The following is a 12,882-nucleotide window of genomic DNA, read 5'->3' on the forward strand; positions in this document are numbered from 1 at the left end:
AATGGGACAGAAAGTAAATCCAATAAGCAACCGTCTTGGTATTATCCGTGGTTGGGATTCAAATTGGTTCGGTGGCAAGAGCTTCGGAGAGAACCTCGTGGAGGATCGTGAAATCCGCAAGTATCTGAACAAGCGTCTGGAGAAAGCCAGCGTTTCGCGCATTGTCATCGAGCGTACTCTGAAACTCGTCACCATCACTATTTGCACAGCCCGTCCGGGGATCGTCATTGGTAAAGGTGGTCAGGATGTAGACAAACTGAAAGAGGAGCTGAAGAAACTCTACAAGAAAGATATTCAGATTAATATCTTCGAGGTGAAGAAGCCTGAACTTGATGCTACGATCGTTGGCAAGAACGTTGCCAGTCAGATTGAGCACATGATGGCTTATCGCCGTGCAATCAAAATGGCTGTCCAGAACACTATGCGTGCTGGTGCTGAGGGTATTAAGATTCAGATCTCCGGCCGTCTGAACGGTGCGGAAATTGCCCGTAAGGAAATGTACAAGGAGGGTCGTACTCCGTTGCATACATTCCGTGCAGACGTCGACTTCTGCCAAACAGAGGCTCTGACCAAGGTGGGACTTCTGGGCATCAAGGTATGGATTTGCCGAGGTGAGGTTTACGGCAAGCGTGACCTCGCTCCTAACTTCTCGCAGGAGAAGCAGGGCGGCAGTCGTAGCAATGGTCGCCAGGGCCGCGGTGGTCGTAGAAGAAGTAATAACCGTTAAAAGTAAGAAGCTACAATGTTACAGCCAAAAAGAGTAAAATATAGAAGACCTCAAGACGGACGTGGCAATAAGGGCAACGCCCATAGGGGTACACAGCTGGCTTTCGGATCATTCGGTATCAAGACCCTTGAAGCCAAATGGATCGACAGCCGTCAGATTGAGGCAGCACGTGTCGCTGTCAACCGTTATATGAACCGTGAAGGTCAGGTCTGGATTCGCATCTTCCCGGACAAGCCCATCACCCGCAAGCCTGCCGATGTCCGAATGGGTAAGGGTAAGGGTGATCCCGCTGGATGGGTTGCACCGGTTACTCCGGGACGTATCCTCTTTGAAGTAGAGGGTGTGAGCTTTGATATTGCCAAGGAGGCCCTTCGCCTCGCTGCGCAGAAGCTCCCAGTGAAGACCAAGTTTGTGGTAAGACGTGATTACGATAAAAATGCTTAATTATGAAGAGTAAAGAATTGAAAGAACTCGCCGACAAGGACTTGCGCGAGAAGCTGGAGCAGACAGTGGAAGCTCTGAACAATATGAAGCTCAACCACCAGGTCACTCCGCTTGAGAATCCTATGCAGATTAGGGCTACCCGTCGTGATATCGCGCGCATGAAGACAGAACTTCGTCAGAGAGAACTTGGAAAATAATAATGGTCCAGATGGAAACAAGAAATTTAAGAAAGGTAAGACAGGGTGTTGTTGTCAGTGACAAGATGGATAAAACCATTGTTATTGCAAGCAAGTTCAAGGAGATGCACCCTATTTATGGTAAGTTTGTCCAGAAGACAAAGAAGTACCATGCTCATGACGAGAAGAATGAGGCTCACGTAGGTGATACCGTTCAGATTATGGAGACTCGTCCTCTGTCCAAGACGAAGAGATGGAGATTAGTACAAATCGTAGAAAAGGCTAAGTAATTATGATACAGGCATTATCTAAACTTACAGTTTGTGATAACAGCGGAGCACGTGAGGCTATGTGCATCCGGGTACTTGGTGGTACCGGCCGCCGTTATGCTAGTGTTGGTGACGTGATTGTTGTTGCAGTCAGAAATGTCATTCCATCCAGTGATTTGAAGAAAGGTGCAGTATCTAAGGCTCTGGTTGTACGCACCAAGAAAGAGATCCGCCGTCAGGACGGTTCCTACATCCGTTTCGACGACAACGCCTGTGTGTTGCTTAACAATGCCGGTGAGCTCCGTGGTAGCCGTATTTTTGGTCCTGTGGCTCGCGAGTTGCGTGCTGTGAACATGAAAGTCGTTTCCTTGGCACCTGAGGTCCTTTAATCATTAAACATTTAAAGTAATGAGTAAGTTACATATAAAGAAAGACGATACCGTAATTGTGCTTGCCGGTGCAGACAAGGGCAAAAGCGGTAAAGTGCTCAAGGTGCTGGTTGCTGAGAACCGCGCTATCGTCGAAGGAGTCAATGTGGTTTCAAAGAGCGCAAAGCCTTCTGCCAAGCATCCTCAGGGAGGTATTGTGAAGATGGAGGCTCCTATTCACATCTCGAATTTGAGTCTGATCGACCCCAAGAGCGGCAAGGCAACTCGTATTGCCATCAAGCGCGAGGGTAAGAAGATTATTCGTATTGCTAAAAAGTCAGGGGAGGAGATTAAATAATGGATACAGCACAGTTAAAGAAACAATATAACGAGCAGATTGCCCCTGCTTTGAAAGAGCAGTTCAACTATACTTCGTCAATGCAGGTTCCTGTTTTGCAGAAGATCGTGATCAATCAGGGTCTTGGCGATGCTACTCAGGACAAGAAGATTGTTGATGTAGCCGTGAACGAGATTTCTGCCATTACCGGACAGAAAGCCGTAGCTACATTCTCCAAAAAGGATATTGCCAACTTCAAGCTTCGTAAGAAGATGCCGATTGGCGTGATGGTTACACTGCGCCGTGAGCGCATGTATGAGTTCCTCGAAAAACTCGTGCGTGTGGCTTTGCCCCGTATCCGCGATTTCAAGGGCATCAACAGCAAGTTTGACGGCCGTGGCAACTATACGCTCGGTGTGACGGAGCAGATTATTTTCCCTGAAATTAACATCGACCAAGTGGATCGCATTCAGGGTATGAACATCACTTTCGTGACCTCTGCAAAGACTGACGAAGAAGGCTATGCTCTTCTCAAGGCTTTCGGACTTCCTTTCAAGAACGCTAAAAACGATTAAGAGATATGGCAAAAGAATCAATGAAAGCTCGCGAGGTAAAACGTGCGAAACTTGTTGCTCGTTACGCTGAGAAGCGCGCAGCTCTGAAGAAGATTATCGCTACTGCACAGGATCCTGCCGAGGCTTACGAGGCTGCCCGCAAGTTGCAGGTTATCCCCAAGAACGCCAACCCTATTCGTCTGCACAACCGCTGCAAGATAACGGGTCGTCCTAAGGGTTACATCCGTCAGTTCGGTATTTCCCGTATCCAGTTCCGTGAGATGGCCTCTCAAGGTCTTATTCCGGGCGTGAAGAAAGCCAGCTGGTAATAGGAAGTGTGAACGTGGTTATAGTGAATAGTGGCTGGTGACAGTTAACTTGGCTGCAAGGGCCATATACCGTTTCGTCGAGCACTTTTCACTATCTCCTATCACCGTCCAACGATTTTTTAATATTGTCGGGGTAGTCCCGATTAATTAAACTTTTATATTTTATGACAGATCCAATAGCAGATTATCTGACAAGACTCAGAAACGCAATCATGGCTCATCACCGTGTGGTAGAGGTTCCTGCGTCTAACTTGAAGAAGTCGATTACAAAGATTCTCTTTGAGAAAGGTTACATTCTGAACTACAAGTTCATTGAGGATGGTCCTCAGGGAACAATCAAGGTTGCCTTGAAGTATGATCCCGAAACCAAGCAAAACGCTATCAAGAATTTGAAGCGTGTGTCTACACCAGGTCTCCGCCGTTACACTGGTTACAAGGACATGCCGAGAGTTATTAATGGACTGGGTATCGCCATCTTATCCACGTCCCAGGGTGTGATGACCAACAAGGAGGCTGCTGACTTGAAGATCGGCGGCGAAGTTCTTTGCTACATTTATTAATTGGAGGATTTGAGCATGTCAAGAATAGGAAAATTGCCAATTAGTATTCCGTCAGGTGTTACTGTAAACTTTGACGAGAAGACCAATGTTGTTACAGTAAAGGGCCCTAAGGGTGAACTTTCACAGTATATCAATCCTTCTATCAAGTTGAATCGCCAGGATGCTGAACTCATTCTCGAAATAGATGAGAACAGTCCTGTTGAAACCAAGCAGAAGCAGGCTTTCCATGGCCTTTATCGTTCGTTGGTCAATAACATGGTTGTTGGCGTGAGCGAAGGCTATACCAAGACGCTTGAGCTTGTCGGTGTCGGTTATCGTGTTTCCAACCAAGGCAATCTCCTTGAGCTTTCGCTGGGTTATACACATCCGATCTTCCTTGAGCTTCCGAGCGAGGTAAAAGTGGAGACCAAGTCTGAGAGAAACCAGAACCCTATCATTACACTGGAGAGTGCAGACAAGCAGTTGCTGGGTCTCATTTGTGCTAAGATTCGTTCTTTCCGTAAGCCTGAGCCTTACAAGGGTAAGGGTATCCTGTTTAAGGGCGAGGTTATTCGCAGAAAGTCTGGTAAGACCGCTGCAGCGAAGTAATTTTAATTAGGATTTACGATTATGACAACAAAGAAAGTAGAAAGACGAATTAAGATAAAGTTCCGCATTCGCAAGAGTGTGAATGGAACGGCTGAGCGTCCCCGTCTCAGTGTATTCCGCTCTAACAAGCAGATTTACGCTCAGATTATCAACGATAAAGAAGGCCGGACACTTGCCGCAGCTTCCTCACTTGGTCTTGAGAAGATGCCTAAGATTCAGCAGGCAGAGAAAGTTGGCGAGCTCGTTGCAGAGAAAGCCAAGGCTGCTGGTGTGGAGTCTGTAGTGTTCGACCGCAACGGTTACCTCTATCATGGCCGCGTTCAGGCTTTGGCTGATGCGGCTCGTAAAGGTGGTCTCAAATTTTAAACATTTATGGCAATGAATAAAGTAAAAGTAAATAGTGACGCTGAATTAAAGGATCGCTTGGTTGCCATCAACCGCGTAACTAAGGTTACCAAGGGTGGTCGCACATTCACATTCGCTGCCATCATTGTTGTTGGTGACGGCAAGGGCGTAATCGGTTATGGCCTGGGAAAGGCCGGCGAGGTTACAGCAGCCATTGCCAAGGGTACGGAGGCTGCCAAGAAGAATCTGGTGAAGGTTCCTGTGCTCAAGGGTACTATTCCCCACGAAGTAGAAGTAAAATTCGGTGGAGCTCGGGTTTTGCTGAAGCCGGCAGCAGCAGGTACAGGCCTGAAAGCTGGTGGTGCCATGCGTGCCGTGCTGGAGAGTGCCGGTGTTTCTGACGTGATTGCCAAGTCCAAGGGCTCTTCCAATGCCCACAACTTGGTAAAGGCCACTATCGCCGCCTTGTCTGAGATGCGTGATGCTTATCAGATTGCTGGTGAGCGCGGTATTTCTATGGATAAAGTATTTAACGGTTAATTAGGAGATACACAACATGGCAACAATTAAAGTTAAGCAGATTAAGAGCCGTATCGGTGCTCCCGTAGACCAGAAGAGAACACTTCTTTCTCTGGGCCTCCGCAAGATCTCCCAGGTTGTTGAGGTTGAAGACACTCCGAGCATCCAGGGCATGATTCGCAAGGTTCACCACCTGGTTGAGGTAGTTAAGTAATAATTCTTTTTAAATTCAGACGTAATCATGAAATTAAATAATTTGAAGCCAGCAAAGGGTTCTACACATTCTCGTCGTCGCATTGGTCGTGGTCCGGGTTCAGGTCTGGGCGGCACTTCTACTCGCGGTCACAAGGGTGCCAAGGCTCGCTCTGGTTATAAGCGCAAGATTGGCTTCGAGGGTGGTCAGATGCCACTGCAGCGTCGTGTTCCGAAGGCTGGTTTCAAGAATATTAACCATAAGGAGTATTTCGCTGTCAATCTGTCTACGCTGCAGAAGCTGGCTGAGGAAAAGAACTTTACCAAGATTGGAATTGCCGAACTCGTTGCTGCTGGCCTGACCAATGGCAAGGAGTTGGTGAAGATTCTTGGTAACGGCGAGCTTAAAGCTAAGGTCGAAGTGGAAGCTCATGCTTTCTCCAAGACAGCAGAAGAGGCAATTAAAGCTGTTGGTGGTAACGCAACAATAATCTAACAATGAAAAAGTTTATTGAGACACTAAAGAACTGTTGGAAGGTCGAGGACTTGCGTCAGCGTCTCCTCGTCACTCTTCTGTTTACGGCTATCTATCGCTTTGGGTCGTTCGTGGTTTTGCCAGGTATAGATCCGGCCAAGCTTGATCAGCTTCAGTCGCAGACCGCCGGTGGCTTGATGTCACTGTTGGACATGTTCTCTGGTGGAGCTTTTTCCAATGCGTCAATCTTTGCGCTTGGAATTATGCCTTACATCTCAGCTTCCATTGTTATGCAGCTGCTTGCCGTTGCTGTACCTTATTTTCAGAAGATGCAGCGTGAAGGCGAAAGTGGTCATAAACGAATCCAATGGTACACTCGAGTCCTGACAGTAGCCATTCTGCTGTTTCAGGCTCCGAGTTACCTGATCAATCTGAAGATGCAGGCCACTTCTGCACTGGCCAGCGGCATCTCTTGGAGTGTGTTCATGATTCCGGCCACAATCATCCTTGCAGCAGGCAGTATGTTCATTCTTTGGCTGGGTGAGCGTATCACGGACAAGGGAGTAGGGAATGGTATCTCATTAATCATCATGTTGGGTATTATTGCCCGCTTGCCTCAGGCATTCGTGCAGGAGGTAAGTTCCAGGTTCACCGCCATTTCTGGTGGTGGACTTGTGATGTTTATCGCTGAGATTCTCATTCTCTATGCAGTTGTTTGTGCATCAATTCTCTTGGTGCAAGGAACGCGCAAGGTACCTGTGCAGTATGCCAAGCGGCTGGTCGGCAACAAGCAGTACGGAGGTGCACGCCAGTACATCCCCCTCAAGCTTTTTGCAGCCAACGTCATGCCTATCATCTTTGCTCAAGCACTGATGTTCATTCCCCTGCTTATCGTTCAGTTCCAAAGTGATGGCGCGTCTTGGTGGGTTCATGACATGATGGACAACCGTAGCTTGCTCTACAACGTTGTTTATGTCATTCTCATCATAGCATTTACGTACTTCTATACGGCTATTACACTGAATCCTCAGCAGATGGCTGAAGACATGAAGCGTAATAATGGTTTCATCCCTGGTGTCAAGCCTGGTCATGATACCGCCGAGTACATCGACACCGTGATGTCCCGCATCACGTTGCCTGGTTCGCTCTTTATTGCCTTCATCGCCGTGATGCCAGCTTTTGCCGGACTGCTCGATGTCCAGACTGCTTTCTCGCAGTTCTTTGGCGGCACCTCGCTGCTGATTACTGTAGGTGTGGTCATTGACACGCTCCAGCAGATAGAAAGCTACTTGCTCATGCGTCACTATGATGGCTTGCTGAACTCTGGTCATACTCGCAATAGCGGAACTGTAAGCGCTTACTAATTTGGTCTTTTGGAAATGAAGATATTTCTGAAGACAGAGGATGAAATCGAGCTCATGCGCAAGGCCAACCAACTTGTTGGTGCAACCCTTGCAGAGGTGGGCAGACATATCAAACCAGGTGTAACGACCCTCCAGTTGGATCAGATTGCGGAGGAGTTCATTCGCGACCACGGTGCCACACCAACGTTCAAGAACTTCCCCAATCCTTACGGAGGACCTTTTCCCGGCTCTATCTGTACCTCGGTCAACCATGTCGTCGTACATGGCATACCGAGTGCAGATGCCGTTCTGAAGGAAGGCGACATCATATCTGTGGATTGTGGTGCACTTCTGGATGGTTTCAATGGTGACAGTTGCTACACTTTCTGTGTGGGCAAGGTCAGTGAGGAGGTGAGGCATCTTCTCAAGACAACCAAGGAAAGTCTGTATAGAGCCATTGAACAGGCACTGCCGGGAAAGCACATTGGCGATATAAGTGCAGCGGTGCAGGACTTTTGCGAAGCCCAGGGGTATGGGGTTGTCCGCGAGTTGACCGGCCATGGAATAGGCCGAGAAATGCACGAGGATCCCCCTGTTCCCAACTATGGCTCCCGCGGGCAGGGGACTATGCTCAAGTCTGGAATGTGCATTGCTATCGAGCCTATGATAACCATGGGCGACCGGCGTATATGGATGTTGCCAGACAAATGGAGCATCGTCACCCGCGACGGCAAGCCGGCTGCGCATTTCGAGCACACCATCGCCATACGAAAGGGTGGGGCAGAGATTTTATCAACGTTTGAAGAAATAGAACATCAAGAAAGAGTTATTTATTAAATATGTCAAAGCAGTCTGCAATTGAACAAGACGGAACGGTTATCGAGAGTCTCTCTAATGCCATGTTCCGCGTTGAACTCGAGAATGGAGTACAGATTATTGCAAACATTTCTGGAAAGATGCGTTTGCATTACATCAAGATTCTTCCTGGCGACAAGGTAAAAGTGGCCATGAGCCCCTACGATCTCACAAAGGGCAGAATTGAATTCAGATACAAATAACCAATCAATTAGATATCTTTCAGATATGAAGACAAGAGCATCATTAAAGAAGCGTACAGCCGACTGCCAGATCGTTCGTCGTAAGGGTCGTCTGTTCGTCATCAACAAGAAGAACCCCAAATTTAAATTGCGCCAGGGTTAATGTTAAAAAACAGCAATTGATTCAAATTGCCCGTTTTAATTTGTATCTTTGCATGCTTTTTAGCACATTTAACGCATTTAATCATTAAATTCATTTATTCAATCAACAAATGGCAATAAGAATTGTTGGAGTAGATTTGCCCCAGAATAAGCGTGGCGAAATCGCATTGACTTATGTTTATGGCATAGGTCGAAGTAGTTCAGCAAAGATATTGGATAAAGCCGGCGTGAGCCGTGACCTGAAGGTCAGCGAGTGGTCTGACGACCAGGCAGCTAAGATCCGCGAAATTATCGGTGCTGAATTCAAAGTAGAAGGTGATCTTCGTTCAGAGATCCAGATGAATATCAAGCGCCTGATGGATATTGGTTGCTATCGTGGTGTACGTCATCGTAATGGTCTTCCGGTTCGCGGTCAGAGTACTAAGAATAATGCTCGTACCCGTAAGGGAAAGAAGAAGACTGTTGCTAACAAGAAGAAAGCTACTAAGTAATTTAGAGGAGGAAATTAATTATGGCAAAAACAAAAGCAACATCCAAGAAGAGAAATGTAAGAGTTGATGCTATCGGACAGCTCCATGTTCATAGCTCTTTCAACAATATCATTGTATCGCTCGCTAACGGCGAGGGCCAGGTGATTTCTTGGTCTTCGGCCGGTAAGATGGGTTTCCGTGGTTCCAAGAAGAACACGCCTTATGCTGCCCAGATGGCAGCAGAGGACTGTGCCAAGGTGGCTTATGGTCTTGGCCTGCGTAAGGTAAAGGCTTATGTCAAGGGTCCGGGTAACGGTCGTGAGAGCGCTATTCGTGCCATCCACGGTGCCGGTATTGAGGTGACCGAGATTGTAGACGTTACTCCGCTGCCGCACAACGGCTGCCGTCCTCCCAAGCGCCGTCGTGTATAAAGTGAGTATTAAACAGATACAATTGATTAAAAGCATTTAATAAATTATGGCAAGATATATAGGTCCTAAATCAAGAATTGCACGCCGTTTTGGAGAGCCCATTTTCGGTGCAGACAAGGTACTGGCAAAGCGTAATTTCCCTCCAGGGCAGCACGGCAATGATCGTCGCCGCAAACAGTCGGAGTACGGCTCCCAGCTGGCAGAGAAGCAGAAAGCCAAGTACACCTATGGTGTGCTGGAGCGTCAGTTCCGCAATCTGTTCGACAAGGCTGCCAAGAGCGATGGTATCACCGGTGAGGTGCTGCTTCAACTTCTTGAGTGCCGCCTTGACAATGTGGTGTTCCGTCTTGGCATTGCCCCCACGCGTGCGGCAGCCCGCCAGCTGGTGAGCCACAGACACATCACCGTCGATGGCCAGGTGGTCAATATCGCTTCGTTCTCTGTGAAGGCCGGTCAGGTGATTGGTGTTCGTGAGAAATCCAAGTCGCTCGAGGTGGTGGAAACTGCTCTTGCAGGATTCAATCACAGCAAGTATCCTTGGTTGGAGTGGGATCAGAACAGTAAGAGTGGCAAGTTCCTCCATAGGCCGGAGCGTGCCGACATCCCCGAGAATATCAAGGAGCAGTTAATCGTTGAGTTGTACTCTAAACAATAAATCATTAAATTAATGGCGATATTAGCATTTCAAAAACCTGATAAAGTTGTGATGCTGGAGGCTTCGGAGACCAACGGAAAATTCGAGTTTTCCCCTCTTGAGCCTGGCTTCGGTGTTACCATTGGTAATGCCCTGCGCCGCATCCTCCTTTCATCGCTGGAGGGCTATGCCATCAACACCGTCCGTATTGGCGGTGTTGAGCATGAGTTCTCTTCGGTCCCCGGTGTAAAGGAAGATGTTACCAACATCATTTTGAATCTCAAGCAAGTTCGATTCAAACAAGTAGTAGAAGAATTCGAGAACGAGAAAGTTAGTATCACCGTAGAGAATTCCACCGAATTCAAAGCAGGTGATATCGGTAAGTATCTGACTGGATTTGAAGTGTTAAACCCTGATTTGGTGATTTGCAATTTAGATGCCCATGCTTCTATGCAGATTGATCTTACGGTCAACAAAGGTCGCGGCTATGTGCCCGCCGAGGAGAACCGCGAGTTCTGCACGGATGTCAATGTGCTTCCCATCGATTCCATCTACACCCCGATCCGCAACGTGCGCTACAGTGTGGAGCCCACTCGTGTCGAGCAGAAGACCGACTACGACAAGCTCACCCTTGAAGTCACGACGGATGGTTCCATTCACCCGAAAGACGCGCTCAAAGAGGCCGCCAAGATTCTCATCTATCACTTCATGCTCTTCTCCGATGAGAAGATCACGCTTGAGAGCCCCGACCAGGACGGCAATCAGGAGTTTGATGAGGAGGTGCTGCACATGCGCCAGCTGCTTAAGACCAAGCTGCTCGACCTGAACCTCAGTGTTCGTGCGCTCAACTGCCTGAAAGCTGCCGACGTGGAGACCCTCGGCGATCTCGTACAGTACAACAAGACGGATCTGTTGAAGTTCCGCAACTTCGGTAAGAAATCGCTCTCAGAGCTTGATGATTTGCTCGAGAGTCTGAATCTTTCGTTTGGAACCGACATTTCAAAGTATAAATTGGATAAGGAGTAAATCCGCAACAAGAAAAGAAAATGAGACACAATAAGAAATTCAACCATCTGGGTCGTACTGCATCTCATCGTGCTAGCATGCTTGCAAACATGGCATCTAGCCTGATTATGCACAAAAGAATCACTACGACCCTCGCCAAGGCCAAGGCTCTGAAGACGTATGTGGAGCCCCTCATCACACGCTCCAAGAGCGACACAACGACCAGCCGTCGTGTAGTTTTCCGTTATCTGCAGGACAAGTATGCAGTGAAGGAGCTCTTCGGAGAGGTGGCTGCCAAGGTGGCCGACCGTCCCGGTGGCTACACCCGTGTGATTAAGCTCGGCACCCGTCAGGGTGACGCCGCTTCCATCGCTTTCATCGAGCTTGTCGATTTCGATGAGAACATGGCCAAGGCTCCCAAGGCAGAGAAGAAGACGCGCCGCAGCCGTCGTAGCAACAAGGCTGCCGAGGTTGCCGAAACAGCAGAGGCTGTAGAGGCAACTGCCGCAGAGGCACCCGCAGCCGAGGCTCCTGCCGAGGAAGCTCCCAAGGCTGAATAATTTCTTTTATTCATAGAATCCACTTATGAGGTCTGCATCCGCGAGCGGGTGCAGACCTTTTTTATGCCATCGGCTTGCTCTCTGCCGGGGTGTTTATTAGGGTTTTCCCTATCCTCGTGTAGGGAAAAAGGACTTCGTTGCCAGCCATTTTTGGCTTATCTTTGTCTATAGTTTAAAAGACGTTGAAAATGAAAAAGATTTGGATCCTTGCTGTCACGGCTTCGCTTTTGCTTACGGGTTGTGGCACTTACGCCGGTTCGGGTGCTTATATGGGCGGCTCGCTGGGCGCCATTTTGGGCTCGGCCGTCGGAGGTCTTTCCGATGGTCCGCGCGGGTCGGACATCGGCACCATTGTGGGCATGGCCGGCGGAGCCATCATCGGCGGCATGATTGGTGCGGCCCAGGACGAGCAATGCCAGCAGGAGGCAGGTGCTTATGAGCGGGAGCGGGCGGAGCGCGCTGCCGACCGCGCCGAGCGTGCGGCCGACCGTGCAGAGCGTCGGCAGTCTGCTCCCTACGGTTCACAATCGCCCGTGCAGGATTCTCCCGCCTACGACAGCGGCTTCGACTCGTCCAACAGCGGCGACGACCGCATCTACGATTTCAGCTCCAGCGACTACACGGGCGACTACAGCGCCCAGCAGCCTCAGACCACTTTGCCCATGCAGTCGAGCATGGAGGGTCTGGCCGAGGGGCTGAAATATGCCCCGACCATCGAGATTCGCAATGCCCGTTTCGTGGACGACAACCAGGATGGACAAATCCAACGCGGCGAGCTCTGCAAGATTATCTTCGAGGTAATGAACCGCGGCGACCAGCCGCTCTACGATGTGCAGCCCACGGTGATCGAGGCCACAGGCAACCGCCACCTCTTCATCTCGCCCAGCATGCACATCGAAAAGATTATGCCGGGCAAGGGCATTCGCTACACGGCTCTGGTCAAGGCTAACAATCGACTGAAAGCCGGCAGTGCCAAGTTCTGTGTGAGTGTGTTGCAGGGCACACAGTCCATCTCCAAGGTGAGCGAGTTCAACATCCCCACGCGCAAGTAGGAGTGCCTCGGGAGTCGGGTTGGCGCGTGGGCACGTGGTGTGAAATGGCATTGATGCAAGGGCCGGTCCTTACGGCAATTCCCAGTAGAAAATCGGTGTTTGTCAGTAACGGACACTTTTTGAAGAGCCTTGTCACATCGCAACGCCCGGGCGATCGCGTTCCCGTTGCGCCGTAATCGCACCGCGTCTGCACCGCTATCGCAATGCGTTCACGCCGTAATCACGACCCGTCCACACCGCTATCACAACGCGTTTGCGCTGTGACAATAGAGGGAGCAGGTATAGGAGGAAGAAAAATAATCGAG

24 protein-coding genes are annotated in these 12,882 nt (G+C 49.3%); all 24 read left to right on the forward strand.

Annotation, left to right across the window (positions count from 1 at the left end):
- The first annotated feature begins 1 nt into the window (after position 1).
- The 24 genes from rpsC to L888_RS0100460 all read left to right on the forward strand — a co-directional run bounded on the left by rpsC (position 2) and on the right by L888_RS0100460 (position 12,577).
- A complete protein-coding gene (gene rpsC, locus L888_RS0100350) occupies positions 2-727 on the forward strand; it encodes a 30S ribosomal protein S3 (protein WP_005844137.1) in 726 nt (241 codons plus the stop codon).
- A 15-nt stretch (positions 728-742) separates the two neighbouring features.
- Entirely contained in the window at positions 743-1,171 is a 429-nt protein-coding gene (rplP, locus tag L888_RS0100355) for a 50S ribosomal protein L16 (RefSeq protein WP_005844135.1), read from the forward strand.
- Positions 1,172-1,173: 2 nt separating this feature from the next.
- On the forward strand, positions 1,174-1,368 hold the full coding sequence (gene rpmC / locus L888_RS0100360) for a 50S ribosomal protein L29 (RefSeq protein WP_005844133.1): 195 nt from the start codon (positions 1,174-1,176) through the stop codon (positions 1,366-1,368).
- 11 nt (positions 1,369-1,379) lie between these two features.
- On the forward strand, positions 1,380-1,637 hold the full coding sequence (gene rpsQ / locus L888_RS0100365; RefSeq protein WP_015298355.1) for a 30S ribosomal protein S17: 258 nt from the start codon (positions 1,380-1,382) through the stop codon (positions 1,635-1,637).
- 2 nt (positions 1,638-1,639) lie between these two features.
- Positions 1,640-2,005: a 50S ribosomal protein L14 gene (gene rplN, locus L888_RS0100370; RefSeq protein WP_015298356.1), complete on the forward strand. Its 366-nt coding sequence runs from the start codon at positions 1,640-1,642 to the stop codon at positions 2,003-2,005.
- Between the two features lie 19 nt (positions 2,006-2,024).
- Entirely contained in the window at positions 2,025-2,342 is a 318-nt protein-coding gene (gene rplX / locus L888_RS0100375) for a 50S ribosomal protein L24 (RefSeq protein WP_005844127.1), read from the forward strand.
- Positions 2,342-2,896 carry a 50S ribosomal protein L5 gene (gene rplE / locus L888_RS0100380; protein ID WP_005844125.1) on the forward strand — a complete coding sequence of 185 codons (555 nt, stop codon included), beginning with the start codon at positions 2,342-2,344 and terminating at the stop codon, positions 2,894-2,896. Before rplX ends, rplE begins: the two co-directional genes overlap by 1 nt.
- A 5-nt stretch (positions 2,897-2,901) precedes the next feature.
- Positions 2,902-3,204, forward strand: a complete 303-nt coding sequence (rpsN, locus tag L888_RS0100385) for a 30S ribosomal protein S14 (protein WP_005844123.1) — start codon at positions 2,902-2,904, stop codon at positions 3,202-3,204.
- Positions 3,205-3,368: 164 nt separating this feature from the next.
- Positions 3,369-3,764: a 30S ribosomal protein S8 gene (rpsH, locus tag L888_RS0100390; RefSeq protein WP_005844121.1), complete on the forward strand. Its 396-nt coding sequence runs from the start codon at positions 3,369-3,371 to the stop codon at positions 3,762-3,764.
- Between the two features lie 15 nt (positions 3,765-3,779).
- Positions 3,780-4,352 carry a 50S ribosomal protein L6 gene (gene rplF, locus L888_RS0100395; protein WP_015298357.1) on the forward strand — a complete coding sequence of 191 codons (573 nt, stop codon included), beginning with the start codon at positions 3,780-3,782 and terminating at the stop codon, positions 4,350-4,352.
- Positions 4,353-4,373: 21 nt separating this feature from the next.
- On the forward strand, positions 4,374-4,718 hold the full coding sequence (gene rplR / locus L888_RS0100400; RefSeq protein WP_005844117.1) for a 50S ribosomal protein L18: 345 nt from the start codon (positions 4,374-4,376) through the stop codon (positions 4,716-4,718).
- A gap of 6 nt (positions 4,719-4,724) precedes the next feature.
- Positions 4,725-5,237, forward strand: coding sequence for a 30S ribosomal protein S5 (gene rpsE / locus L888_RS0100405; RefSeq protein WP_005844115.1), 513 nt, complete (start codon positions 4,725-4,727; stop codon positions 5,235-5,237).
- Between the two features lie 16 nt (positions 5,238-5,253).
- Positions 5,254-5,430: a 50S ribosomal protein L30 gene (rpmD, locus tag L888_RS0100410; protein ID WP_005844114.1), complete on the forward strand. Its 177-nt coding sequence runs from the start codon at positions 5,254-5,256 to the stop codon at positions 5,428-5,430.
- Positions 5,431-5,457: 27 nt separating this feature from the next.
- Entirely contained in the window at positions 5,458-5,904 is a 447-nt protein-coding gene (rplO, locus tag L888_RS0100415) for a 50S ribosomal protein L15 (RefSeq protein ID WP_015298359.1), read from the forward strand.
- 2 nt (positions 5,905-5,906) lie between these two features.
- Positions 5,907-7,247 (forward strand): preprotein translocase subunit SecY, encoded by a 1,341-nt coding sequence (gene secY, locus L888_RS0100420; RefSeq protein ID WP_005844110.1) that lies wholly within the window; start codon positions 5,907-5,909, stop codon positions 7,245-7,247.
- Between the two features lie 15 nt (positions 7,248-7,262).
- Positions 7,263-8,063 carry a type I methionyl aminopeptidase gene (map, locus tag L888_RS0100425; RefSeq protein ID WP_027951434.1) on the forward strand — a complete coding sequence of 267 codons (801 nt, stop codon included), beginning with the start codon at positions 7,263-7,265 and terminating at the stop codon, positions 8,061-8,063.
- Between the two features lie 2 nt (positions 8,064-8,065).
- Positions 8,066-8,284, forward strand: a complete 219-nt coding sequence (infA, locus tag L888_RS0100430; protein WP_005844106.1) for a translation initiation factor IF-1 — start codon at positions 8,066-8,068, stop codon at positions 8,282-8,284.
- Between the two features lie 25 nt (positions 8,285-8,309).
- Positions 8,310-8,426, forward strand: a complete 117-nt coding sequence (gene ykgO, locus L888_RS13885; protein WP_015298361.1) for a type B 50S ribosomal protein L36 — start codon at positions 8,310-8,312, stop codon at positions 8,424-8,426.
- 109 nt (positions 8,427-8,535) lie between these two features.
- Positions 8,536-8,916 (forward strand): 30S ribosomal protein S13, encoded by a 381-nt coding sequence (gene rpsM / locus L888_RS0100435; RefSeq protein WP_005844100.1) that lies wholly within the window; start codon positions 8,536-8,538, stop codon positions 8,914-8,916.
- Positions 8,917-8,936: 20 nt separating this feature from the next.
- A complete protein-coding gene (gene rpsK, locus L888_RS0100440; RefSeq protein ID WP_005844098.1) occupies positions 8,937-9,326 on the forward strand; it encodes a 30S ribosomal protein S11 in 390 nt (129 codons plus the stop codon).
- A gap of 46 nt (positions 9,327-9,372) precedes the next feature.
- Entirely contained in the window at positions 9,373-9,981 is a 609-nt protein-coding gene (gene rpsD, locus L888_RS0100445; RefSeq protein ID WP_005844097.1) for a 30S ribosomal protein S4, read from the forward strand.
- Positions 9,982-9,993: 12 nt separating this feature from the next.
- Entirely contained in the window at positions 9,994-10,986 is a 993-nt protein-coding gene (locus L888_RS0100450) for a DNA-directed RNA polymerase subunit alpha (RefSeq protein WP_005844095.1), read from the forward strand.
- A 20-nt stretch (positions 10,987-11,006) separates the two neighbouring features.
- Positions 11,007-11,525 carry a 50S ribosomal protein L17 gene (gene rplQ, locus L888_RS0100455; RefSeq protein WP_015298362.1) on the forward strand — a complete coding sequence of 173 codons (519 nt, stop codon included), beginning with the start codon at positions 11,007-11,009 and terminating at the stop codon, positions 11,523-11,525.
- Positions 11,526-11,713: 188 nt separating this feature from the next.
- Complete coding sequence (locus L888_RS0100460) at positions 11,714-12,577, forward strand: hypothetical protein (protein WP_027951435.1); 864 nt, start codon at positions 11,714-11,716, stop codon at positions 12,575-12,577.
- Positions 12,578-12,882 lie beyond the last annotated feature (305 nt).

Origin of the sequence: Hallella seregens ATCC 51272, from assembly GCF_000518545.1 — a bacterium.
Taxonomy (GTDB): Bacteria; Bacteroidota; Bacteroidia; order Bacteroidales; family Bacteroidaceae; genus Prevotella; species Prevotella seregens.